At 64.5% G+C, this 22,190-nt stretch carries 26 protein-coding genes and 1 riboswitch; of the genes, 14 read left to right on the forward strand and 12 right to left on the reverse strand.

All coding sequences use genetic code 11. From position 1 onward, the window contains the following. The first annotated feature begins 32 nt into the window (after nucleotides 1-32). Nucleotides 33-812, forward strand: a complete 780-nt coding sequence (locus tag EAH75_RS18550; protein ID WP_140654541.1) for a CPBP family glutamic-type intramembrane protease — start codon at nucleotides 33-35, stop codon at nucleotides 810-812. 15 nt (nucleotides 813-827) lie between these two features. Here EAH75_RS18550 and EAH75_RS18555 read toward each other — a convergent pair whose 3' ends face one another. After that, on the reverse strand, nucleotides 828-1,247 hold the full coding sequence (locus EAH75_RS18555) for a hypothetical protein (RefSeq protein ID WP_193557821.1): 420 nt from the start codon (nucleotides 1,245-1,247) through the stop codon (nucleotides 828-830). Nucleotides 1,248-1,296: 49 nt separating this feature from the next. Continuing rightward, the gene (locus tag EAH75_RS18560) at nucleotides 1,297-1,674 is read right to left on the reverse strand and encodes a DUF423 domain-containing protein (RefSeq protein WP_140806515.1); all 378 of its coding nucleotides are present in this window, start codon (nucleotides 1,672-1,674) and stop codon (nucleotides 1,297-1,299) included. 81 nt (nucleotides 1,675-1,755) lie between these two features. Here EAH75_RS18560 and EAH75_RS18565 point away from each other — a divergent pair, with 81 nt between their 5' ends. Further along, a complete protein-coding gene (locus EAH75_RS18565) occupies nucleotides 1,756-2,364 on the forward strand; it encodes an SCO family protein (protein ID WP_140654543.1) in 609 nt (202 codons plus the stop codon). After that, entirely contained in the window at nucleotides 2,361-2,867 is a 507-nt protein-coding gene (locus EAH75_RS18570; protein WP_140806475.1) for a copper chaperone PCu(A)C, read from the forward strand. The genes EAH75_RS18565 and EAH75_RS18570 overlap by 4 nt, the downstream gene beginning before the upstream one ends. A gap of 13 nt (nucleotides 2,868-2,880) precedes the next feature. On the opposite strand, the gene EAH75_RS18575 is transcribed toward EAH75_RS18570, so the two are convergent. From EAH75_RS18575 to EAH75_RS18605, 7 genes are all read right to left on the reverse strand, one after another. Beyond that, the gene (locus EAH75_RS18575) at nucleotides 2,881-3,762 is read right to left on the reverse strand and encodes a cytochrome c oxidase assembly protein (protein WP_140806476.1); all 882 of its coding nucleotides are present in this window, start codon (nucleotides 3,760-3,762) and stop codon (nucleotides 2,881-2,883) included. A 118-nt stretch (nucleotides 3,763-3,880) separates the two neighbouring features. After that, a complete protein-coding gene (locus EAH75_RS18580) occupies nucleotides 3,881-5,797 on the reverse strand; it encodes a GldG family protein (protein ID WP_140654549.1) in 1,917 nt (638 codons plus the stop codon). A 4-nt stretch (nucleotides 5,798-5,801) separates the two neighbouring features. Further along, a complete protein-coding gene (locus EAH75_RS18585) occupies nucleotides 5,802-6,536 on the reverse strand; it encodes an ABC transporter permease subunit (protein ID WP_140654551.1) in 735 nt (244 codons plus the stop codon). Then, nucleotides 6,533-7,477, reverse strand: coding sequence for an ABC transporter ATP-binding protein (locus EAH75_RS18590; RefSeq protein WP_140806477.1), 945 nt, complete (start codon nucleotides 7,475-7,477; stop codon nucleotides 6,533-6,535). The genes EAH75_RS18585 and EAH75_RS18590 overlap by 4 nt, the downstream gene beginning before the upstream one ends. Nucleotides 7,478-7,666: 189 nt before the next feature. After that, on the reverse strand, nucleotides 7,667-9,037 hold the full coding sequence (locus EAH75_RS18595) for a polyketide cyclase (RefSeq protein ID WP_140654555.1): 1,371 nt from the start codon (nucleotides 9,035-9,037) through the stop codon (nucleotides 7,667-7,669). Nucleotides 9,038-9,284: 247 nt separating this feature from the next. Continuing rightward, nucleotides 9,285-9,926, reverse strand: coding sequence for a response regulator (locus EAH75_RS18600; protein ID WP_140654557.1), 642 nt, complete (start codon nucleotides 9,924-9,926; stop codon nucleotides 9,285-9,287). A gap of 106 nt (nucleotides 9,927-10,032) precedes the next feature. After that, complete coding sequence (locus tag EAH75_RS18605) at nucleotides 10,033-11,256, reverse strand: sensor histidine kinase (RefSeq protein WP_140654559.1); 1,224 nt, start codon at nucleotides 11,254-11,256, stop codon at nucleotides 10,033-10,035. Nucleotides 11,257-11,453: 197 nt separating this feature from the next. Here EAH75_RS18605 and EAH75_RS18610 point away from each other — a divergent pair, with 197 nt between their 5' ends. The 5 genes from EAH75_RS18610 (at nucleotide 11,454) to EAH75_RS18630 (ending at nucleotide 14,592) form a co-directional block, all read left to right on the forward strand. After that, nucleotides 11,454-12,074, forward strand: coding sequence for a GNAT family N-acetyltransferase (locus tag EAH75_RS18610; protein WP_140654561.1), 621 nt, complete (start codon nucleotides 11,454-11,456; stop codon nucleotides 12,072-12,074). Next, nucleotides 12,071-12,841 carry a septum site-determining protein MinC gene (minC, locus tag EAH75_RS18615; RefSeq protein ID WP_140654564.1) on the forward strand — a complete coding sequence of 257 codons (771 nt, stop codon included), beginning with the start codon at nucleotides 12,071-12,073 and terminating at the stop codon, nucleotides 12,839-12,841. Before EAH75_RS18610 ends, minC begins: the two co-directional genes overlap by 4 nt. Nucleotides 12,842-12,878: 37 nt before the next feature. Continuing rightward, entirely contained in the window at nucleotides 12,879-13,694 is an 816-nt protein-coding gene (gene minD, locus EAH75_RS18620; protein ID WP_140654566.1) for a septum site-determining protein MinD, read from the forward strand. Between the two features lie 5 nt (nucleotides 13,695-13,699). Further along, a complete protein-coding gene (gene minE, locus EAH75_RS18625; RefSeq protein WP_140654568.1) occupies nucleotides 13,700-13,984 on the forward strand; it encodes a cell division topological specificity factor MinE in 285 nt (94 codons plus the stop codon). A 98-nt stretch (nucleotides 13,985-14,082) separates the two neighbouring features. Then, nucleotides 14,083-14,592, forward strand: coding sequence for a hypothetical protein (locus tag EAH75_RS18630; protein WP_140806479.1), 510 nt, complete (start codon nucleotides 14,083-14,085; stop codon nucleotides 14,590-14,592). A 10-nt stretch (nucleotides 14,593-14,602) separates the two neighbouring features. On the opposite strand, the gene chaB is transcribed toward EAH75_RS18630, so the two are convergent. Then, nucleotides 14,603-14,830, reverse strand: coding sequence for a putative cation transport regulator ChaB (chaB, locus tag EAH75_RS18635; RefSeq protein ID WP_140654572.1), 228 nt, complete (start codon nucleotides 14,828-14,830; stop codon nucleotides 14,603-14,605). Between the two features lie 131 nt (nucleotides 14,831-14,961). Continuing rightward, a complete protein-coding gene (locus EAH75_RS18640) occupies nucleotides 14,962-15,801 on the reverse strand; it encodes an isocitrate lyase/PEP mutase family protein (protein ID WP_140806480.1) in 840 nt (279 codons plus the stop codon). Nucleotides 15,802-15,970: 169 nt separating this feature from the next. On the opposite strand from EAH75_RS18640, the gene EAH75_RS18645 reads away from it, so the two are divergent. Further along, nucleotides 15,971-17,122, forward strand: coding sequence for a DUF2235 domain-containing protein (locus EAH75_RS18645; RefSeq protein WP_140654576.1), 1,152 nt, complete (start codon nucleotides 15,971-15,973; stop codon nucleotides 17,120-17,122). Nucleotides 17,123-17,129: 7 nt separating this feature from the next. Here EAH75_RS18645 and EAH75_RS18650 read toward each other — a convergent pair whose 3' ends face one another. Continuing rightward, a complete protein-coding gene (locus EAH75_RS18650) occupies nucleotides 17,130-18,398 on the reverse strand; it encodes a multidrug effflux MFS transporter (protein ID WP_140806481.1) in 1,269 nt (422 codons plus the stop codon). 90 nt (nucleotides 18,399-18,488) lie between these two features. Beyond that, nucleotides 18,489-18,591: riboswitch (Fluoride riboswitch) on the forward strand. A gap of 69 nt (nucleotides 18,592-18,660) precedes the next feature. Here EAH75_RS18650 and crcB point away from each other — a divergent pair. The 5 genes from crcB to EAH75_RS18675 all read left to right on the forward strand — a co-directional run bounded on the left by crcB (nucleotide 18,661) and on the right by EAH75_RS18675 (nucleotide 22,177). Beyond that, on the forward strand, nucleotides 18,661-19,047 hold the full coding sequence (gene crcB, locus EAH75_RS18655) for a fluoride efflux transporter CrcB (protein ID WP_140806482.1): 387 nt from the start codon (nucleotides 18,661-18,663) through the stop codon (nucleotides 19,045-19,047). Nucleotides 19,048-19,060: 13 nt separating this feature from the next. Further along, complete coding sequence (locus tag EAH75_RS18660; protein WP_140654583.1) at nucleotides 19,061-19,399, forward strand: DUF190 domain-containing protein; 339 nt, start codon at nucleotides 19,061-19,063, stop codon at nucleotides 19,397-19,399. A 31-nt stretch (nucleotides 19,400-19,430) separates the two neighbouring features. After that, nucleotides 19,431-20,549: a cyclopropane fatty acyl phospholipid synthase gene (gene cfa, locus EAH75_RS18665; RefSeq protein ID WP_140806483.1), complete on the forward strand. Its 1,119-nt coding sequence runs from the start codon at nucleotides 19,431-19,433 to the stop codon at nucleotides 20,547-20,549. Between the two features lie 96 nt (nucleotides 20,550-20,645). Next, nucleotides 20,646-21,701 carry a proline iminopeptidase-family hydrolase gene (locus EAH75_RS18670; protein ID WP_140806484.1) on the forward strand — a complete coding sequence of 352 codons (1,056 nt, stop codon included), beginning with the start codon at nucleotides 20,646-20,648 and terminating at the stop codon, nucleotides 21,699-21,701. Continuing rightward, complete coding sequence (locus EAH75_RS18675) at nucleotides 21,698-22,177, forward strand: GNAT family N-acetyltransferase (RefSeq protein WP_241668994.1); 480 nt, start codon at nucleotides 21,698-21,700, stop codon at nucleotides 22,175-22,177. The genes EAH75_RS18670 and EAH75_RS18675 overlap by 4 nt, the downstream gene beginning before the upstream one ends. Nucleotides 22,178-22,190: the final 13 nt, after the last annotated feature.

Consider the following 22,190-nt stretch of genomic DNA (forward strand, 5'->3'; position numbering starts at 1 on the left):
AGCGCGGAACGATCCCCACCAGGAACATCCCCATGTCCACCATTCCTTCTGCATTGCCGATGCGTAGCCCGAATCTGAAACTTGCCCTGCTGTTCGGCATCGCCGGCGTATTGGCAACACTGGCGCTGTGGCCCTATCTGCTGGTGCTGATGCCGCAGCAATTGGCCGCACTGCCGTTGCCGCTGCCGGCAGTGATCGCAACGCAAACGGCACGGGCCGGTCTGCTGTGCTGGCTGCTCGCGTGGCTTGGGCTGTATCTGGGTGCGCCGTACGGCCTCGATGCACCGTGGTTGCGTGCATGGATCTACCGGCGCCCGCGCGATCCTTCACGGCATGCACGCTGGTGGCTGGCAATCGTGCTCGGCGTACTGGCCGGCCTGGTGGTCACCGGACTATTGCTGCTCGGCCCGAAAGAAGCCGGTGATGCTACCACCGCGACGGGCTGGGCATGGCGCGGGTTCCTGGCGTCGTTCTACGGCGGCATCGTGGAAGAGGTAGAATGCCGCCTGTTTCTGGTCGCTGCGCTGGTGTGGCTGCTGGCACGATGCAATCGGCGCGTAGCCCGGTCGTGGATGTTTGTGCTCGCCATCGTGCTCGCCGCGCTGCTGTTCGGGGCTGGCCACCTGTCTGCAGCTTTCGCGACCGGCGTGGCGCACGCCCCACTGCCGATCGCGCGGATCGTGCTGCTCAATGCACTGGTAGGCGTGATGACCGGCAGCCTGTTCTGGAAGTACGGGCTGGAGCACGCGATGCTGGCGCACTTCTGCGCCGACCTCATGCTGCATGTCGCGGCGCCGCTGGCGGGTGGCTGATGCGCTCGCTGCGTATCAACGAGCCGCAAGCGTGACCGGCTGCAGTCCGGGCAGGCTGAGAACCTGCACGAGTGGATGCTGCTGGCTCGTGGCGATCAACCAATTGCCCTCACCGAAGATGGAATCAATGGGCCCAGCGCCACTGACAGTTCCCACGCGCTGCAGCGGGCGGCCGTCATTGGCGTCATAGACCACTAGCTCATGGGTTGCCTGGTCGACAACCAGCAGCCAGTCATGACCGGCATCTTTCCAGTGCACCAACGGCGACACCGGGGCCGGGGGCGAGGCGGCGTCATCGGTTGCTGTCGACGGCCAGTACAGATGCAGCATCCAGGCAGCCAGCACGGCTAACGTCAGCCATTGCACAAGTCGCCAGGACCCCCGCACCCACGTATGCGGGCGCGCGCTGCGACGAAGGGCCATCTGCATGCTCATGCCGACAGCGTCCCACCGCTCGATGACAGTGCAGTGACGCGTGCAAGAACTAATCGTTACCGCGCGATATCGACAGACCCAGCGCGATCCAGCCAGCGATAAGGGCGAGTCCGCCGAACGGCGTGATGATGCCGGTCCAGCGTGGCGCACCGAGCGCCAGCGCATACAGGCTGCCGCTGAACAGCACGATGCCGATGGCAAACGCTGCGGCCGCGAAACGCCCGCTGCGACCACACCCGAGCCCCACTACCAACGCCAGCGCCAGCGCATGCCAGACGTGATAGTTCACCGCGGTGTGCCACAGCTCGCTGTGGCTCGCATCGAGCACGCCCTGCAAGGCATGCGCACCGAATGCGCCAAGCAACACCGCACTGGCACCGGCGAGGCCGGCCAGCAGACCTGCTCGCGGATTGACAGGTTGTCGCATCATCGCGGAATTTCCCGTTTGCCTGACCGTGCATCCCGACCACTGTCGTATGCTTGACCGGTTGATCATCCGGATTCTCGCATGAAGCTCTGCCGCGCATTTCTCCCTGCCCTGCTGCTGGTCGCCGGCCTGCTGCTGGCTGGCTGCCAACATGATGAGCCGCTGCCGTTGCGACTGACCAACATCAGCGGCCACATGCCCGATCTCGATTTCAAGCTTACCGACGACCTCGGCAAGCCGGTGACCGGCGCGGACTACCGCGGCAAGGTGGCGCTGCTGTATTTCGGATACACCCATTGCCCGGACGTCTGTCCGCTCACCCTGGCACAACTGCACGTGGTGATGCAGCGGCTGGGCCCGCTAGCCGATGGCGCGCGGATATTGTTCGTCAGCGTCGACCCGGCGCGCGACACGCCGGCGATCATGCATGCCTACGTCAATGCCTTCGATCCGCGCGCGGTCGGCCTTACTGGCGAAGCGCGCGCGATCGAGGCGTTGAGCAAGCGCTACCGCTCGGCGTTTTCCCGGGAACCGGGCTCGGCCGATGGCAACTACGAGGTCAGCCACAGCTCGGCGATCTACGTGTTCGACCGTGACGGCCGGGCACGCGTGCTGGCCACGCCATCCGCTTCGCAGGACGATCTCGTGCACGACCTGCACCTCTTGCTCGACACCGGAACCCATCGATGAAATCCACCATGTTGTCCCTGTTGCTCGCTGGCTTGTTGCTGGCCGGAGGCGCCCATGCCACCGCTGCCGAACACGTCCATGCCAGCCATGCCTGGATCCGCGTGCTGCCCGGCGACTTGCCAGCCGGCGCCTATGTCACGCTGCAGAACGACGGCGACCTGCCCGCCGCACTGAGCGGCGCAAGCAGCACGATATATGCCGACGTGATGCTACATCAGAGCTCCACCGCAGGCGGCATGAGTCGCATGGCGATGGTCGATGCGGTGACCGTGCCGGCGCATGGCAAGGCGGTGCTGGCGCCGGCGGGCTATCACCTGATGCTGATGCAGCCCAGTGTACCCGTGAAACCCGGTGACACGATCCAGCTGACGCTCAAGTTCACTGACGGCAGCACGCTGGCCACCGATTTCATCGCGCGTCCGGCCAACGCCATGGACGCCGGCGAAGGCCACGCCATGCCGCCGATGGAGCATGCCGCGATGCCACACACCAACGGTCACTGACTCCGCGCGAAGCTCAATCCGGTACCACCGTGTCGACCACGGTGGGCGTGCGCCGCCTGGATGTGTGCGGTGGCCGGCGCGGCAACCGGCCGTTGCGTGATAGCCGCAACCACTGACGCAGAGCCATCAGGCCACCGATCGATTCGAGCAACGCCGATGGCACCCAGATGATCACGCCACCGATCAGCTGACCCGTCAGCACGTTGAAGGTGAATGCGCGCCCGCAGATCTCGAAGATCGGATACAGGTCTGTCTTGGAGAACGTGATGATCGCGCCGGCGAGGATCTGCGGCGTCATCGTGATCGCCGGCGACAGCACGCGCAGCCCGGCAGTCATCCGCCCCGGCGGATGTGGCCGGTGGTCGAGCACCAGCGACCAGTAGGCGAAGCCGCTGATCAACATGCTCCAGTTCATGAAACGGTAGATGCGCCAGTCCAGCATCGCCAGCGTCTGCATCGACGGGATCAGCCAGATCAGGATGAAGGCGATGAACAGCAGCGTCGCCACTGTCGGATTCAGCAGCACGCCGCTGATGATGCGCCATGGCCACCAGCGGCGCAGCGGCTGCAGCACGTGCACCCGCCACGCCAGCGGCATGCCGGCGCGCAGCACCGTGCCGGGGAACGCGGTAACGATCAGCAGCGGAGCGAGGTGATGCAGCAGCAGCTGCTGGATCCGGTGCATGAAGAACTCATGCTCGGCATAGAAATCCAGATACGTGTGCAGCGACAGGTAAATGATCGCCATGCCGGCCCAGAACGCCAGCTTGCGGCTGAAGCTCACCGACAGCCGGCGGCTGCCGCGCAGATACAGCACGCACGTCAGCAGGAAGCCCGCGAGAAACACCCACGAAAACTCCCACGGCACGATCCACTTCAGCAAGGTTGCGATCACGGCAGCTGCACCAGCGCATTCATCCACACCGGCGACAGCCGGCCACCGCCCAGCATAATGCCGCGGGTTGGCGACGTCTGCCGCAGCGGCAGCCCGCGGTTGCGGCAGATTGCCGCTTTCACCGTCGCTGGCGGCTGTGCCGGCTGCGGCGCCAGCCGTACAGCAGGCCGATCAGCACCACCAGCGCCGGCACCAGCACGATGTTGATGACCTTCACGCGCAGGCCCAGCGCGTCGATCTCGGCGTTGAGCTGGTGCTGCACGTCACGCAATTCCTTGTTGATCGCCAATTGGCGCTGGCGGAACTGTTCGATCTCGCGGCGCTGCTCGGCCGTGGCCGTGCTGCCGTGGCTTCCCTTGGCCGGCTGCAGCTCATCCAGCCGGCGGCGGGTATCGGCCAGCTCCTGCTCCAGCTCGCGCTCTTTCTGCAGGAACTTCTGGTCGGCCACGTTGCGCAATGCCTGCACCCGTGTGAATGGCCGCTGCGAGGTGGAGCGCCCGCGAATCGACAGCAAGGCCGACGAACCGCTGAGGTTGTCCACCAGGTTGGTGACGAAATCGCCGTTGTTGGCGAAGACCCGCATCATCGTCTGGCCGAGAATGGTCTGCGGCTCGACCCACAACCGATCGCTGAGCAGGTCGGTGTCGGCCACCAGGATCACCTCGGCATTCGGCGCGGAGTGCACCAGGTGGCCGGGCTCGCCGGCACGCGCGGGAAACGCGCTCTCGAAGACTCCGCGCAGGCGCGCCGCCAGCACGTAGTGGGCGTTGTCGGCCTTGTAATCCTGCAGCAGCGTGGTGGGGTCGTTGCTTGCATCCAGCACCTGCTGTGTCGGCACCAGCTCGGCTTCGGCGCTGCTCTGCAGCAGTGGAATCAGTCGCGTGCGCGCATCCGCAGCCAGGTCGAAGTAACCGACGGTGGAGACATTGATGCGCTGCAGGCTGGCGGTGACGACATCGTTGCGGTTGAGTTCCTGCGGCCCGAGGTCAAGCATGGCCGGATGATTGAGGCTGCTGCCGGCCAGTTCGATCTGCAGCGCACGGGCGCGGTCGAGCACGATCTTGTGCGGGTCGTAGCGCACGCCCCAGGCGGCGAACAATCGCGGCAGATCCGACCCGTGATCGGGATACGTGGTGCTGTCGGGGTTGTAGGGGGCGCTGTCGAGCTCCGCATCGGGATCGACAAATACCACCAGGTGGCCGCCGCGCAACACGTACTGGTCGATCGCGTACTGCGCATCGGGCGACAGCCGCCGGGGATGGATCAGCAGCAGCACCTGCATGTTGTCATCGACATGGCGCAGCGTCGCCGGATCCACCGTCCGCACGTCGAACAACTGGTTGAGCTGCTGCATCACCGTCCATGGTTGCTCGCTGAGCACCGGGTTGCCGTCGATCGGCAGCGAGCTGATCACGCCGATCGGCGGCTTGCTGGTCTGGTTCAACTCATACAGCAGCTTGGCGATATCGTATTCGAGGAACGCTTCGCGGGCGGGATCGAAGAACGGGATCGCCAGCGTCTTTTCGGGCACACGGTCATCGGCGACATCGCTGTCGGCACCGCCGGACATGGCGCTGCCGGACAGACCAAAAAATACCCGCTCGCCGTTGCTGCCGCCATTGGCCGCGGTGAGGCCACTGCCCTCGGCGCTGGCCTCGTCGTCGGAGTACGGCACCGGGTCGATGATCTGCAGGCGCACGTGGCCATGCGAACGCGCCACCATCTCCTGCAGCATCTCGCGCACGCGCTGCTCGTAACTGCGCAACTGCGGCAAGTCGCGGGTGGCGTGGTCGGAGAAGTACAAGGTCAGCCGCAGCGGCCGCTTCAGCGTATCGACGATATGCAGCGTACCGGGCGTCAGCGTATACAGCTGGTCGGTGGTGAGATCGATCCGCGACGCATGCAACCAGCGGCTGCTGGCCACGATCAGCGGTACGGATACCAGTGCCAGCAGCACCAGCGCACCGTACAGGACAGTTCGCCGGCTGAGCCGCAGCGGCGTGGAAAACACGGGGTGAAGACGCAACCGGAACATGGCTTCAGCGCATCCGCTTCAGGTCGAGCAGCAGTACGCCGGCGACCAGCCAGCCGACCATGCTGAGCAGGAAATACAGAAGGTCACGGACGTCCAGCACACCGCGCGCGATCGCCTCGAAATGACGCAGCATCGACAGGTGCGCCACCGCGTTGATCAACTTGCGCGGCAAGGTGCCGGAGAAGAAATCCAGCACCTGCGGCTGCCCGACCAGGATCAGCAGCACGCACACCAGCGCAGTGAGGATGAACGCCACCACCTGGCTGCGGGTCAAGGCCGACAAGCAGGCGCCGATCGCGATGAATGTACCGGCCATCAACCAGCTGCCGAGATAGCTGGCCAGGATCACGCCATTGTCCGGCGAGCCCAGGTAGTTGACGGTGATCCAGATCGGAAAGGTCAGCACCAGCGCCAGCCCGATGAACAGCCACGCCGCGAAAAACTTGCCCAGCATCGCCTGCCACAGGGTCAATGGCAGGGTCAGCAGCAACTCCAGCGTGCCACCCTTGGTTTCCTCTGCCCACATGCGCATGGTGATCGCTGGCACCAGGATCAGGTACAGCCAGGGATGCATCACGAAGAACGGCTGCAGATCGGCCTGCCCGCGCTCGTAGAAGTCGCCGGCGTAGAACGTGAGGATGCCGGCCAGCACCAGGAAGATCACCAGGAACACATAGGCCACCGGCGTCACGAAATAGCTGCGCAACTCGCGCCGCAGCACGGCGTTGACCGGATTCATGCGCAGCTCCCGGTGACGCTGCTTTCCGCGGTGGTGATCTGGCGAAACACCTCGTCCAGCCGGCCGCGCTCGAGCTGGATTTCCGAGACCTCCAGCCCCTGTTCGCGCAGCAGCGTCTCGACCGGCTCGAGAATGCGCTCGCCGGGTTTCGGAAACACCGTGATGCGGCCGTCCAGCGGGTCAACCTCGATCGCCGCCACCTGCGGCAGGCGGCCCAGCATTTCCTGCGACATGCCGCTGCCCGGCGCGCTGAACGACACCGCGCCGTGATAGCGCGAGCGCGCCTCCAGCTCGGCCGGGGTAGCATCGGCCAGCAGCTTGCCGCGGGCAATGATCACCACCCGGTTGCACAGCGCATGTACCTCTTCCAGCAGATGCGTGGAGATCAGGATGGTGCGCTCGCGCGCCATCACGTCGATGAGCTGACGCACGGCATGTTTCTGGTTCGGATCAAGGCCGTCGGTAGGCTCGTCCAGCATGAGCACCGGTGGATCGTGCAGGATCGCCTGCGCCAGTCCCACGCGTCGACGCAGGCCTTTGGACAGCGTATCGATGCACAGTCCCAACACGTCCTCCAGTTGCAGCTGCTGTACCACCGCCTCGAAGCGGCGATAACCGGTATCCGGCTTGAACCCACGCATGCGGACAATGAACTGCAAAAACTCGCGAACCGTCATTTCACCGTAGCTGGGCGCGCCCTCCGGCAGGTAGCCGAGCGCGCGTTTCGCCTTCAGCGGCTCACGGCTGACATCGTAGCCGCAGACCCGCGCGGTGCCCGAAGTCGGCACCAGGAACCCGGCGATCATGCGCATCGCGGTGGATTTGCCGGCGCCATTGGGTCCCAGCAGACCGAGTACCTGACCAGGTTCGACACGAATGCTCAGCGCGTCCACTGCGGTCAGGTTGCCATAGCATCGGGTGAGCTGGTCGGTTTCGATCATGTCCGGTGTGGGTGGTGGCGGAGCATCGAGCGCCGGCAGGAGGCGCCGTGGATCGCCCTGCAATGTACCGCAAGACGCCGACAAAGTTCGGCTTCATCAAGGGACCTGCCGTATCGGCATCTGCAGCCATGAAAAAAGAGAGGCCCTTCTTTCGGAAGGACCTCTCGATATTCAGCAGTCGCAGCGGGCTTATCCGCCGGCGCTGGCCGCCTCGGCCGGCGCTGCGCTGCTTGCCGGAGCCGGAGTCGAACCGGATGCAGCCGGTGCGCTCTCGTCTTCCAGCGACGGCGGCTGAAGCCCGGCTTCCTGCTCGGGGGTCTTCTCCGGCGCGTTGGTGATCGGCAGGAAGACGTTGTACTTGGCGTAGCTGGTGATGTTGCCACCAGCGTCCTTCACTTCCGGCGTCACCACGATGTCGTACGCGCGGTTGACCACGTCGTCGAACTTGTAGCCATGGGTCTGTGCGTAGGCTTTCAGCATGTCGCGGGTCTGCGGTACGCCGGCGAAGGTGCCGTTCCACACGCCCTTGAGTGCCGAGCCACCAAATGCCAGCGTGGCGCGCACGTTGCTGTCCACCGCCAGGCGGCCGTAACGGTCGCGGCTGCCCACGGCAACATTGTCGGCCGCAGCGGTAGCCGCGGCGCTGCTGGCCTCGGCCGGTGCCGCGGTGGCATCCAGCGAGGGCGGGATCGCTGCGGTCAGCTGTTCGCTCTGGCCGTTGACGGTCAACGTGCTGGAATCGATCGGCAGCGCCACATCGAAGGTGTAGGTCTGATCGCCATAATTGGTCGTGATCAGGATCCGCGGACCCGTCACGTTCACGCCAAGCTTCTTGGCGGCTGCCTGGATCTCGGTGATCGCCTTGGCGACGGCTTCGTCCAGGCCATCCAGGCCATCCTTGCGCGCGATCGAAGTGGACACCAGCAGCACCGGGGTGGGCTGGGTCTGTTCGATGTACGGGATCAACTGGCTGTAGTCGATGTTCGGTACGCCAGCCAGCACGTTCTGCAGGTTGTTCAGGCTGAACTGGATGAACGAATCGGGATCGCCATGGATATACAGGTTGGCGAAGCGGTTGATCAGGTTCCAGCCGTAGGATACGTCATACGACCAGGTCACCTGGGTCAGCTGGCCACGGCTGCCCTTGCGCTCCAGGTCCAGCGTGAAATGCTTGTCCAGTCCGCGCCAGCTGTTGTCCAGGTTCCAGACGATGCTGGCGCCCTTGGTGTTGCTGTCGATCTTGTCGAACTCCGGCGTGGCGCTGGCGATGGTCAGCCCACCGTTGCCGAGTTTGGGATCGGCACTGACCCAGCTGATCTCGGAACCCGGGCCATAGGCCTTGCCGGAAAAATTGAACTGCACGTCCTTGTCGAGCGAGCGCAGCACCGAGTAATCGGGCAGCCGACGGAAGTTGTCGAGCACGTCATAGACCTGACGCATGTCCTTGCCGATGACCAGCTGGCGTTCCACATGGCCGCTACCGGGCATGACCACAGCCGCCAGGACACCGAGTGCAGCAACGATGACCAGGGCAACAAGAAATTCAAAGACACGCATCATTCCAGAGTTCTCCGAAGCGTCTTTACGCCATACCTACGAGATGTCGCCCCGGCCATCACAAGGGCCTGCCCGAGAGATCATCCGAGGGCCATGGCAGGGGGTCGGCAAACGCCGAAGCTACGGATGTTACTTGCTCACGGGCTGGAACGCTATCCGCTGTTGCAGCCCCATCCGCAACGCCGGAAAGCAAGCCGCAGCACGCGCCCGGCGGTCAGCATGCCGCGTTCGGGCCGCTCCCCCTGCGGGCTCAGACGATGCCCATTTCCAATGCCTTCAGCACCGCGCGGGTGCGATCGCGCACCCCAAGCTTGGACAGGATATTGGAAACGTGATTCTTCACCGTGCCCTCGGCCACTTTCAGCGAATTGGCGATCTCCTTGTTGCTGTAGCCGCCCGAAAGCAGCCGCAGTATCTCGGTTTCGCGCTCGGTCAGCGGATCGGGCTGTTCCAGGCTGGTGAAATGGTTCTGCATCCGCGCCACGCCAGCCATCAGGCGCTGGGTGACCATCGGCGCCACCAGCGAGCCGCCCGCGGCCACCGTACGCACGGCCTCCACCAGCTGTTCCAGCGAGACGTCCTTCAGCAGATAGCCGCGCGCGCCGGCCTTGAGGCCTTGCAGAACCAGCTGATCGTCGTCGAACGTGGTCAGGATGATGGTGGGCGGCAGCTCGTTGCGTGCGGACAGCGCCTGCAGCACTTCCAGCCCGCTCATGTTCGGCATGCGCAGATCCAGCAGCACCACGTCCGGCTTGACCCGCGGTATGTCCTGCACGGCCTGAGCACCATCGGCGCACTCGGCCACCACGCGGATGTCCTCGGCCAGATCCAGCAGCGAGCGAACCCCCTGGCGCACCAGATTCTGGTCGTCGACGAGACAAACGGAAATCATCGCGAATCCTCGAACAAACGTGACTCAGGGAGTGGTAGTGGAAACCGGCGGAATATACCGTTTTCAGCGATGGCGCATTCTTGCATGCCGAGGCGAACCACCAACATTACGACACATTCAGCGCGGGTGGTTCAAACCGTGACGGCGCGTGGGCCAGCGCCTTGTGTTCACCCAGCGGCAGTCGCACGGTCAGTGCAAAGCCCTGACTCAAACCGGTATCCAGCGTCACGCTGCCACCGAACTCGGCCAGCCGTTCGCGCATGCCGGACAGGCCATTGCCCGGCTCGACCTGCTCGGCGCCGCGACCGTCGTCGCGCGCATGCAGCCCCAGCAGGTTTTCCGCGGCATAGGCAAAATTGAGCCACAGGTTGCGCGCGCCGGCATGCTTGGCGGTGTTGGTGATGATCTCCTGTGCGCAGCGCAGCAGCACCTGCGCGCGACGTGGATCCTCCACGCTGAAGCGCGGCGGCATGACCACGTGAACACTCAAGCCGGGTACGCCCTCGGTCAGGCTGCGCAGCGCCTGGGTCAGGTCGATCGCATCGTCCTGGCGCAATTCGCTGACCACCTCGCGCACGTCGGCCAGCAACAGCTTGGCCGTGCTCTGCGCCTTGCGCACATGCGCACCGGCGGCCTCGTTGGTGAGGTGACTGGCTACTTCGAGATTGAGGCTCAGTGCAGTCAGGTGATGGCCGATCAGATCGTGCAGGTCGCGCGCGATGCGCATGCGTTCGGCGATCCGGCTGGACTCGGCCAGCAACGCGCGGGTGGCGCGCAATTCCGAATTCAACCGGCGCTGCGCCTCGCGCTGCTCGGCCTGCTGGCTGGCCACCATCGAGGTGATGAACACCAGCACCGAGATACCCAGGTAGATGCTGGCCTGCAGGAAACCGAGCGCGACACTGTGATCGTATTCGGGAAACGTGACGAAGATCGCCACCAGGCTCAGATGCTGCAGCAACAGCCAGAAAACGCTCAGCCAGAACGGCAACAACCACGGCAGCACCAGCGAGGCAACCACCATCAGCATGGCCGACAGCCCGCTATGGCTGTACCAGCCCACCGCCACCGCGGCCGCCGTCATCAAGGCCAGGCCCAGCAATTTCAGGATCGGGTAACGGCGCGAACCGAGATTGCTGGTCAGCATCCAGTACATCAGGCCGAAGATCAGATAGCACAGCGTCCACAGCAACAATGAGAAATTCGGACGCTGCAGCTGATTGAGCCGCTCGGTGGCCCAATTGGTGATCAACGGGGTCCCTACCGACAGATAGGTGAAGAAGCCCGCATAGCGGAGCAGTCGGATGTGGTTGAGGAATGGCCAGCGCATACCTCGCATCATTGGCTGTGCAGCCGTTTCGTGCAATGCGCGAGAAGTCATGGCCGACCGGGTTGCCGGCCATCGTTTTACGAAGCTTTTACATGTGCCATTGCCAGATGTAAGGGTGTCGGCCGCATGTCATAATGGGCCATTGCGCAAGGCTGCTGGTCGACCTTGTCCCCGAATCCACCATTGCGGAGCAACGAATGGCCCTTGCCATCCGCGACGTGCGCGAGCACGACCTGGATGCCGTACTGGCACTCAACAATGCTGCCGGTCGCTCCATCCTCGCCCTCGACGCCAGCCAGTTGCGCTACTTCTACGAGCACGCCGAGTATTTCCGTGTCGCCGAGATCGACGGCCATCTGGCCGGCTTCCTGGTCGCCCTGCGCGAAGGCGGCGATTACGAAAGCCCCAACTACCGCTGGTTCGCCGAACACTATCCGCAGTTTCTCTATATCGACCGCATCGTGATTGCGAACGCCTATCGCCGACACGGTCTGGGCCGCATCTTCTATTGCGACGTGCACAGCTACGCCGAGGTGCGCGTGCCGCTGCTCGCCTGCGAGGTATTCCTGGAACCGCGCGACGACGTGGTGGTGCTGTTCCACGGCACCTATGGTTTTCAGGAAGTGGGCCAGCAGCGCATGGGCGAGCACGGTCCGCAAGTCAGCCTGCTGGCCAGGGATCTGCCCAGCTACGCCTATGTTCGCGACACCTGGCTCGATCACGGCGGACTGCCGGACGTGCCCTGGCTGGCCGAGCGCGAACGCTCTCCCGTATGTGATTCCACGCCGCGCCGCCTCGCCGGAGAGCGGCGCCCATGAATGCAAGGATGGATACCACGGACGCCTGTGACCTGCGTTTCGGCCAGGTCGGCATTGCCTGCGTGCGCGTGCGCCGGGTCGACGCTGCCGCACTGTGCGATGAACTCGAGCGCCGCGTGCGTGCCGCGCCGCAGATGTTTGCCCGCGCCGCGGTGGTGCTGGACCTGAGCCACCTGCTCGCCCTGCCCGACGATGGCGCTGTCGATGCCTTGCTCGAAGCGGTGCGCAGCGCCGGCATGCTGCCGGTGGGCATCGCCTACGGCACCAGCGAAACCGAGGCACTGGCCAAGCGAATGGGCTTGCCGCTGATCGCGAAATTCCGCGCCGCCTACGAACCGGCCAACGGCGGCCCGGCCCCCGTCGAGACACCCGCGCGCGCCGAACCCGTCGCGCAGGTCCAGCGCGAGCCGATCCTCTCTGCGCCGGCACCCGGCAGCATGCAGGGCGCCCAGCAGCATGCGGGCTCGGTGCGTTCGGGCCAGCAGGTCTATGCGCGCGACCGCGACCTGATCGTCATCGGCGCCGTCGCCAACGGTGCCGAGGTGATCGCCGACGGCAACATCCACATCTACGGTGGCCTGCGTGGGCGTGCCATGGCCGGTGCACAGGGCGACGCGAAGGCGCGCATCTTCGTCTCCGATTTCCGCGCCGAACTGGTGGCGATTGCCGGGCAATATCGCGTGTTCGAACAGATTCCTGACGACCTCGAAGGCCAGTCCGTGCAATGCTGGCTCGACGGCGAAAAGCTGATGATCGCCAAGCTGTGATCACCTACAACAAGAACAATCATGCGGAGATGGGCCCTTGACTGCTGAGATTATCGTTGTCACTTCCGGCAAAGGCGGCGTCGGCAAGACGACGACCAGCGCCTCACTCGCCACCGGCCTGGCCATGGCCGGCAAGAAAACCGCCGTCATCGACTTCGACGTCGGCCTGCGCAACCTCGACCTGATCATGGGCTGCGAGCGCCGCGTGGTGTACGACTTCGTCAACGTCGTGCATGGCGAAGCCACGTTGAAGCAGTCGCTGATCAAGGACAAGCGCCACGACAACCTCTACGTGCTGGCCGCCAGCCAGACCCGCGACAAGGACGCGCTGACCCAGGAAGGCGTCGAGAAAGTGCTCGACGGCCTGTCCGAAGACGGCTTCGACTACGTTGTGTGCGACTCGCCGGCCGGCATCGAGAAAGGCGCGCATCTGGCGATGTACTTCGCCGATCACGCCGTCGTGGTGGTCAACCCGGAAGTGTCCTCGGTGCGCGACTCCGACCGCATCCTCGGCCTGCTCGCCAGCAAGACCCGACGTGCCGAGCGCGGCGAAGGCCCGGTCACCCAGCATTTGCTGCTGACCCGCTACAACCCTGCCCGCGTCGCCATCGGCGAAATGCTCAGCGTCAAGGATGTCGAGGAAATCCTCGGTATCGAAGTGGTCGGGGTGATCCCGGAATCGGAGAACGTGCTGACTGCTTCCAACAACGGCATCCCGGTCATCGTGGATGTCAATTCACATGCGGGCCAGGCCTACAGCGACACGGTGGCTCGCATCCTCGGCGAAGAGCGCCCGTTGCGCTTCATCGACGTGCCCAGGAAGGGCTTTCTCCAGCGCGTGTTCGGAGGTTGATCACGATGGGTATTCTTGATTTCCTGAAGCGCAAGCCGGAGGCCACTGCCACCGTCGCCCGCGAACGCCTTCGGATCATCGTCGCGCAGGAACGTTCCAGCCGTGGCGCTCCGGATTACCTGCCGATGATGCGCAACGAACTGCTCGAGGTGATCAAGAAATACGTTCACGTCGACCTCGACGCCATCAACATCAATTTCGAGCGAGACAGCGGTCACGAGATCCTCGAACTCTCGGTCACTCTGCCGGAAGGCAAGCAGACGGCCAAGAACGAAGCCAAGACCGGCTGAGTCTCGTTCCTGCGTTGCCGGCACCAGCTGCCGACGTTGTCGCCGGGCGATTCCGCATCGCCTGGCGGCATTTCCCGCCCCGCCGCCTGCGTCAACCCATGCACTCCGACAACTCTGTCCGCATTGAATCCGGCGACCCGGCCAGCACCGTGATGCGGCTGGGCCAGATCGGATTCGACGCGCCCGCCGCCCTGCTTTTCCGCTTTGGCCTGCAACTGCAGCGCGTTTCTGCGGGCGAACCGATTCCGGGAAGTTTCTGGGGCGACGAGGAAGCCGGCATCATCGGCACCACGGTCTATGCCCGCGACGACACTCCGGTGCATTCGTTGCTGCATGAAGCCGGCCATCTGATCGTGCTGCCGCCTGAAAGACGTCTGGACGTCCATACCGACGCGACCGACTCGATCGAGGAAGAGGATGCCACCTGCTACCTGCAGATCGTGCTGGCCGATCAATTGCCCGACGTGGGGCGCGACCGGTTGATGGCCGACATGGACGCATGGGGCTATTCGTTCCGGCTCGGCTCGGCCCGCGCATGGTTCGAGCAGGACGCCGGCAACGCGCGCGAATTTTTGCGGGAGCGCGGCCTGCCTCACGGCACATCCTGACGTTTCCGGGCTAGCTCGCGTGCCAGTCACCGTCGTCGCCCTTGCGGTATTTTTTCTTCACCGCCGCCCAGGCGACCTTGTGCGCGGCTTCCTCGCGTGATTCGTCGCCGCGACGCTCATCCTTGTCGGCGTATTCGTCCCACGCGCTGTTGAACGCCTCCTTGTAGATCTCCTGTGCGTGTTTCGGCACGTGATCACGCACGGAATCGGGCAGGTCGCTGATGGTTTTGTATGGCATGACAAGGCTCCGCTGATCTGAAGATATCGCGCGTCCACCCTCCTCCGTGCGTGGTCAAGCGGCCGTCAACACGATGTGGTGTTCCTGAAAACCTCCGCCACGCGCTTCGGCGACGACATGCGACGCCGTGTTCACGCCCGCTCGAACAGCCGCTGCGCGTCCGCATAAGTGAGCGCCGAGGCGAGGCAGTCGAAGCGGCCGCCTTCAAGCAGCACACCGGCCGCGTGGTCGACCGCCGCCAGCGCCATCGTGGCGAAACGCGTCGCCGTGCTCACGCGCGCGATGCCGAGCCGGGCCAGCTCGGCCAGATCCGGCACACCCGGCCCGGCGGCGACATTGACTGGCGCGTCGATCGCCTGCACCAGCGCCGCCAGCGTGACAGCGTCGCTCAGGCCGATCGGATAGATGCAATCGGCACCTGCTGCCAGGTAGGCGTGCGCGCGCTGCACCGCATCCGTGAAGCGTTCGGTGGCATTGGCCTCGTCGTGCTGCATCCAGCTGTCCACCCGCGCGTTGATCACGATCGGCACGCCGGCCTCGGTGGCCGCGGCGCGAGCGGCGCGGATCCGCGCGGCAGCGATCGCGCAAGGTCGCAACGCACCATGGCCGGGCGCGCCATCCTCCAGGTTGATGCCCACCGCACCGGCCGCGATCACCGCCTGCACGGTTGTGGCGACCTCCGCTGGCGTCTCGCCATAGCCGGTCTCGATGTCCGCCGTCACAGGCAAGTCGACGACGCGCGTGATTCGCGCAATCGCGTCCAGCACTTCGCCCAGCGGCGCCTGTTCGCCATCGGCATGGCCGAGCGACCAGGCCATGCCGGCGCTGGTGGTGGCGATGGCGGCGAAGCCTCTCCGCGCGAACAAGCGCGCACTGCCTGCGTCCCATGCATTGGGCAGCAGCAGGATCGCGGAGCGATCGTGCATCTTGCGAAAAGCCTGTGCCTTGCCCACCTGCGTGCGGATGTCCATGCGTTTGCGGCCTGCGCCAGTGTCGACAGCGAAGCACGCAGCCTACGCCGCTTGCCCTCCACGCGAAAACGGCAGGGCGCGGGACTCGAGCTTCCCGGCCGGCACTGGCCGCGCCGGTCGACGCGGCCTAGAGTCCAACGCGTCCACCACGACCGGGTCGGAGGCCACCATGGCCACACGCAGATTGGTGCTGTTGTTCGACGGTACCTGGAACAAGCCCGAATCGAACACCAACGTGGAGCGGCTGCGCCGGCTGATCGCGCCGCGCGACCCTGCGGGCATCGAGCAACGGGTCAACTACATTCCAGGCGTTGGGGTATCACCCGGCTTGACCCATCTGCTCGGCGGCGCATTCGGCTACGGTCTCTCAGGCAATGTGCTTGATGGCTATCATTGGCTGTGTGAAACATGCCAGCCCGGCGACGATGTTTACCTGTTCGGATTCAGTCGCGGCGCCTATACCGCACGCAGCCTCGGTGGAATGATCCGCAAGTGCGGCCTGATCAGGTGCGGCGCCGACGGCAGCGTGACGAAAGCCGATGTTTCCGCCGCCTATGATTTCTATCGTGAGATCGCGACCAGGCCCGATGATCCAGCCGCGGTGGCTTTCCGTGCCGGCCGCTCGGTCGAGATCGGCATCCACTTCATCGGCGTCTGGGATACGGTGGGATCGCTCGGCATTCCGGATACCGCCTCATGGTTCCCATATGCCCGCGCGCGCTATCAGTTCCACGACACCGAGCTCAGCAAGATCGTCAGGTACGCCTACCAGGCACTGGCACTGGACGAACACCGCGCCGACTTTGCGCCGGCGGTGTGGACGCGCAATCCGTATACGATAAAACCTGGCGAAACCCTGACCTCGAAGAAGCTCGAACAGATCGAGATCGAACAACGCTGGTTCATCGGCTCGCACTCCGACGTCGGCGGCGGCAACGATCGCGATGGTGCCGGCCGCAAGCCCGATCCGCTACCGGATCTGCCGCTGGCGTGGTTGCAGCGCAAGGCGATCAATGCCGGCCTGGCTTGCCACGAACTGATCGCTCCGGCCACCGATGCCGACATGGGCATGCCGCGCAATTCGTACGCGGAGTTCATGTACGGCGTCTACAAGGAATTCAAGCCGCCGTTCGATCGCATGCTGGGCTCCGGCGTCAACGAAAAAGTGGACGAATCGGTCTGGCAGCGCTGGCTCGCCGATGGCAGCTACCGTTCGCCTTCGATGGTGCAGGCGCTGGCACGCGCCACCGTGCTGATGTCGGCAGATGCCGTCGTGCAGAACACACCGACCAACCCGGATCAGTCGACGCCATCGGCGTAGTTCCCGCTCAGCGCGGCTCGACAATCTCCGCCTGCATCGCGGTGGCCGGGTCGTCAACTACCGCTGACTGATCCAGCGGACGGCGGGTGATCGCGTGGTACCACCACCATGCCAATACGCCGGTGACGGTCAGCATCGACGCACCGAGTGCGAGATGCAGCATGCTGACCGACAGCAGCGGCGACAGCACGCCGGCGACAAAGCTGCACAGCAACAGGCTGACGAATGCCTGCACCGAGGAAATGCCGCCGCGCTTCTGCGGGAAACGGTCCAGCAGCAACAGCGTCAGCGTGGGAAACGCCAGCTGCACGCCGACGCCGTGCAGGATCAGCGGCAGCATCGACCACGGCAGCCGCGGCGCAGGGAATACCAACGCCAGCAATAGATGCAGCGTGCACGCCAGCAACATCACCGCGTACCCCAGGTTCACCGTGAAACCCGCGCTGCGCCGCTCGGCCATTCGGCCGGACAGCCATGCGCCGCCGACCAGACCGATCACCACCGGCATGAACAGCCACGAAAATCCTGCCGCCGACAACTGCAGCAGTTCACGCACGATGCGCGGCGCCGAAGCGATGTACAGGAACAAGCCGGCAAAGTTGACCGAGCTGGAAATCAGCAATGGCCAGAACGGCCGATCACGGCTGAAAGACAGATAGCTGGCCAGCAGCGGCCGCGGCGCAAACCGGTTGCGCTGCTCGGGTGGATGACTTTCTTCCAGCTGCCACGCCAACGCCAGCGCCAGCAACGTGGTGAAGCCGGCCAGCGTCCAGAAGATGCCGTGCCAGCCGCCCAGCGGCAGCAGCAGTGCGCCGATCATCGGGGCGATCACCGGCGCCACGCCGAAAATCATCATCACCTGCGACATCAGCCGTTGCGCGGCAGCGCCTTCGAGACTGTCGCGAATCACCGCGCGCCCCACCACCAGGCCCGCACCCGCGCACATGCCCTGCAGGCCGCGGCACGCCAGCAGCATCGCGAACGACGTGGACAGCGCCGCGCCCACGGAAGCCAGTGCATATACCAGCATCCCGGCCACCATCACCGGCTTGCGCCCGATCGCGTCGGAGATCGCGCCATGGAAAAGGCTCATCGCCGCATAAGTGATCAGGTACACGCTGATCAACTGCTGCAGCGCGGTGGCGTCCACCGCAAAGCGCGCGCCGATCAGCGGAAACGCCGGGAACACCGCGTCGATCGAGAACGGTCCGATCATCGACAGCGCAGCCAGCAGCCATGGCAGACTGCGCCGCACGGGGCGATGGAGTGGGTTCATGGCCATGCAACTGCGGCGGGGAGGCCGGGCAGTATAGAGGTCGCCTCGATGCATCGCGCTTGACGACGGGGCGGCCCGATCGACTAGGATGTCCGCTCGGGAGATGGCATGCCTCCCGTTCCGATGACCTTGCGTCGCGGAACAAACCACTTCTCGTGCAACCCGCGTTGAAGTTGATGATGCCTGCACCACCGGCTTCCGGCGGCGCAGGCGTGCCTGCCTCCGCGGCAACCGGACACATTCATTGTCAGGAGACGCGCTCGTGGGCTTTACCGGATTTTTTGCGATTGGCATCGGCGGCGCCATCGGCTGCTGGCTGCGCTGGGGTTTGGGCATGCTGCTCAACCCGTTGTTCCCCACCCTGCCGCTGGGCACGCTGGCGGCAAACCTCGCCGGCGGCCTGATGATGGGTTGCGTGATGGGCTTGTTCGACCACTTCCAGACCCTGTCGCCGGAACTGCGATTGTTCGTGTTCACCGGCTTCCTTGGCGGCCTCACCACGTTCTCCACCTTCTCGGCCGAATCCGCCACGCTGCTGCTGCGCCAGCAATACCTGTGGTTCAGCGGCCACGTGGCGGTGCATGTGGTCGGTTCGCTGGCGATGACCGTGCTCGGCATCTTTCTCACCCGCAACCTGCTGCGCCATTGATCCGGGGAACTGCATGAACCAGGAAAACCTGCAACACGGCGTGCACCTGTATTTCTATTGCCACCTGCGCGCGAAGCACGACGGCATGCTGCTGTCCGAATGGCTGCTTGAACAGGCCAAGCACCACGGCCTCGGTGGCGGCTCGGTATTCCGCGCGATCGCCGGCTTCGGCCGGCATGGCGTGCTGCACGAGGAGCAATTCTTCGAACTGGCCGACGACCTGCCGGTGAAGGTCGAGTTTCTGTTGCTCGAGGATCAGGCCGAGCTGTTGCTGCAACTGGTGCGCACGGCCGGCGTCGACGCAACCTATGCGCGTTCGCCGGCAAGCTTCGCGGTACTCGGCGAGCACTGATCCGTACGAAACACCCAAAGCGAGACATCGCATGAGCCAGGACGATCTGAAAAACCGCGCCAGCGAATTGCTCAACCAGGCCGGCATCCACATCGACGGCGCCGCTCCGATCGACCTGCGAGTGCACGACGACCGCCTGTACGCCCAGGTGTTCGCGCACGGCTCGCTGGGTTTGGGCGAGGCGTACATGGATGGCTGGTGGGATGCCGACGACCTGCCCGGGCTGTGCACCCGCCTGCTCACCGCAGGGCTGGATCAGGAGCTGAAAACCCTCGACACCCTGCTGGCCCACCTCAAGGCGCGCTTCATCAACCTGCAGCGCGGCGAGCGCGCGTTCGAGATCGGCAAGGCGCATTACGACCTCGGCAACGACCTGTTCCACGCCATGCTGGGCAAGCGCATGGTGTATTCCTGCGGCTACTGGGCCAGGGCCGATAATCTCGACGATGCGCAGACCGCCAAGCTCGACCTGGTCTGCCGCAAACTGCAGCTCAAGACCGGCCAGCGCGTGCTCGATATCGGCTGCGGCTGGGGCGAGGCGCTGAAATATGCCGCCGAGCACTACGGCATCGAAGGCGTCGGCATCACCGTGTCGCAGGAGCAGGCCGACTACGCACGCGAACTGTGCACCGGCCTGCCGATCGAGATCCGGCTGCAGGATTATCACGACATCGACGACCATTTCGACGCGGCGTATTCACTGGGCATGTTCGAACACGTCGGCGGCAAGAACTATCGCGCGTATTTCGAGACCGTGCGGCGCTGCCTGAAAGGCGACGGCCTGTCGCTGCTGCATTGCATCGGCAGCAACAGTGCAGCGGACCAGACAGACCCGTGGATCGAGAAATACATCTTTCCCAACTCGATGATCCCCGCTGCCAGCCAGGTGACGACTGCGCTGGAGGACCTGTTCGTGATCGAGGACTGGCACAATTTCGGCGCCGACTACGACCGCACGCTGATGGCCTGGCGTGCGAACATCGAGGCCGCGTGGCCCACGCTGCCGCCGAGCTACGACGAACGCTTCCGGCGCATGTGGCGCTATTACCTCGCCGTTTCCGCGGCGGTCTTCCGCAGCCGCCGCGACCAGCTGTGGCAGATCACGCTGAGTCCGCGCGGTGTGCGCGGCGGTTATCGCGTACCGCGCTGACGCGTGCCGCACTGAAGCCGCGCGCGCTGCCCGGTGGTTGCCGGCAGCACGACCGCGACGCATAGTTCGATCTGACCTTGCACTTGGGGAATACCGATGAAGCATCGCATCGCCACCTTGCTGGCCGGCCTGATCTTGGTCGCCACCGCTGCCATGGCCACCGGCGCCACCCCAGCCACAAGCACTCCCGGTTCCAGCTACTTCGACAACACCGGCCGCGACGACGTGCTCGCCGGCGGCGTCAAGATGATCCCGATCACCACGCCCAAAGGCACGTTCCACGTCTGGACCAAGCGCGTCGGCAACAATCCGAAGCTGAAGGTATTGCTGCTGCACGGCGGCCCCGGCGCCACCCACGAATACTTCGAAGCGTTCGACAGCTACTTCCCCGGTGCCGGCATCGAGTATTACTACTACGACCAGCTCGGCTCGGCCTATAGCGACCAGCCCATCCTCGATAAGGGCCGAGACACGTCGCTATGGACCATCGACCGCTACGTCGACGAAGTGGAACAGGTGCGCCAGGCGCTGCACCTGGACAAGAACAACTTCTGCCTGCTCGGCCATTCGTGGGGCGGCGTGCTCGCCATCGAGTACGCGCTGAAATACCAACAGCACCTGAAGTGCCTGGTGATCTCCAACATGGTGGATTCGATCCCGGCCTACAACGTCTACGCGAAGAACGTGCTGATGCCGGCAATGGATCAGCAGCAGCTGGCCGAAGTGCAGAAGCTTGAAGCCGAACACCGCACCAGCGATCCTCGCTACATGCAGATTCTCACCACCCTGCACTACGAGAAGCACGTGCTGCGCATGCCCTCGGCGCAATGGCCCGAACCGGTGACCCGCTCGTTCGGCCACATCAACGAGCAGATCTACACGCTGATGCAGGGCCCCAGCGAACTCGGCGCCAGCGGCCGACTGCTGAATTGGGACCGCAGCAGGGAGCTGCACCGCATCACCGTCCCCACCTTGGTGATCGGCGCGCAATACGACACGATGGACCCGAAGTACATGGCCGGCATGGCGAATAAGCTGCCGCATGGACAGTTCCTGCTTTGCCCGAAGGGCAGCCATCTGGCGATGTACGACGATCAGCAAGTGTATTTCGACGGCTTGATCGGGTTCCTGCATGGTGTCGAACGACGATGAGCGTGCCTGAGCCCTCTGCCACTCCCACCCGACCGACCAACGCGATGATCATCTCGATTGGCCACATGGAATCGGACGAACAGATCGCCGCGACGTACGACGTCATGCGACAGCTGCGCCCCGATCTCGCCCACGATACCTATGTGCCGGCGATCCGCGCCCTGATGGCCAGCGAAGGGCTTCGGCTGCTGGCGCTGCTGGACACGGGCACGGTCAGGGCGGTCGCTGCCTACCGGATCATGAACATGCTGTATTGCGGCAGCCTGCTCTACGTCGACGACCTCGTCTGCGATGAACGTGTGCGGTCGCGCGGTTACGGCGCGCAACTGATCGCCAGGCTCAAGAGCGAAGGTCGTGCGCTCGGCTGCAGCGAGATCCAGCTCATCTCGCGCGTCACGCGCGAGCAGGCCCACCGGTTTTATTTTCGCGAGGGTTTTGGCATCGAGTGTTTCCACTTCCGCGCTAAGCTCGCCTGACGACGCAAGGTGG

The organism is Rhodanobacter glycinis (assembly GCF_006438785.1).
Lineage (GTDB): Bacteria > Pseudomonadota > Gammaproteobacteria > Xanthomonadales > Rhodanobacteraceae > Rhodanobacter > Rhodanobacter glycinis_A.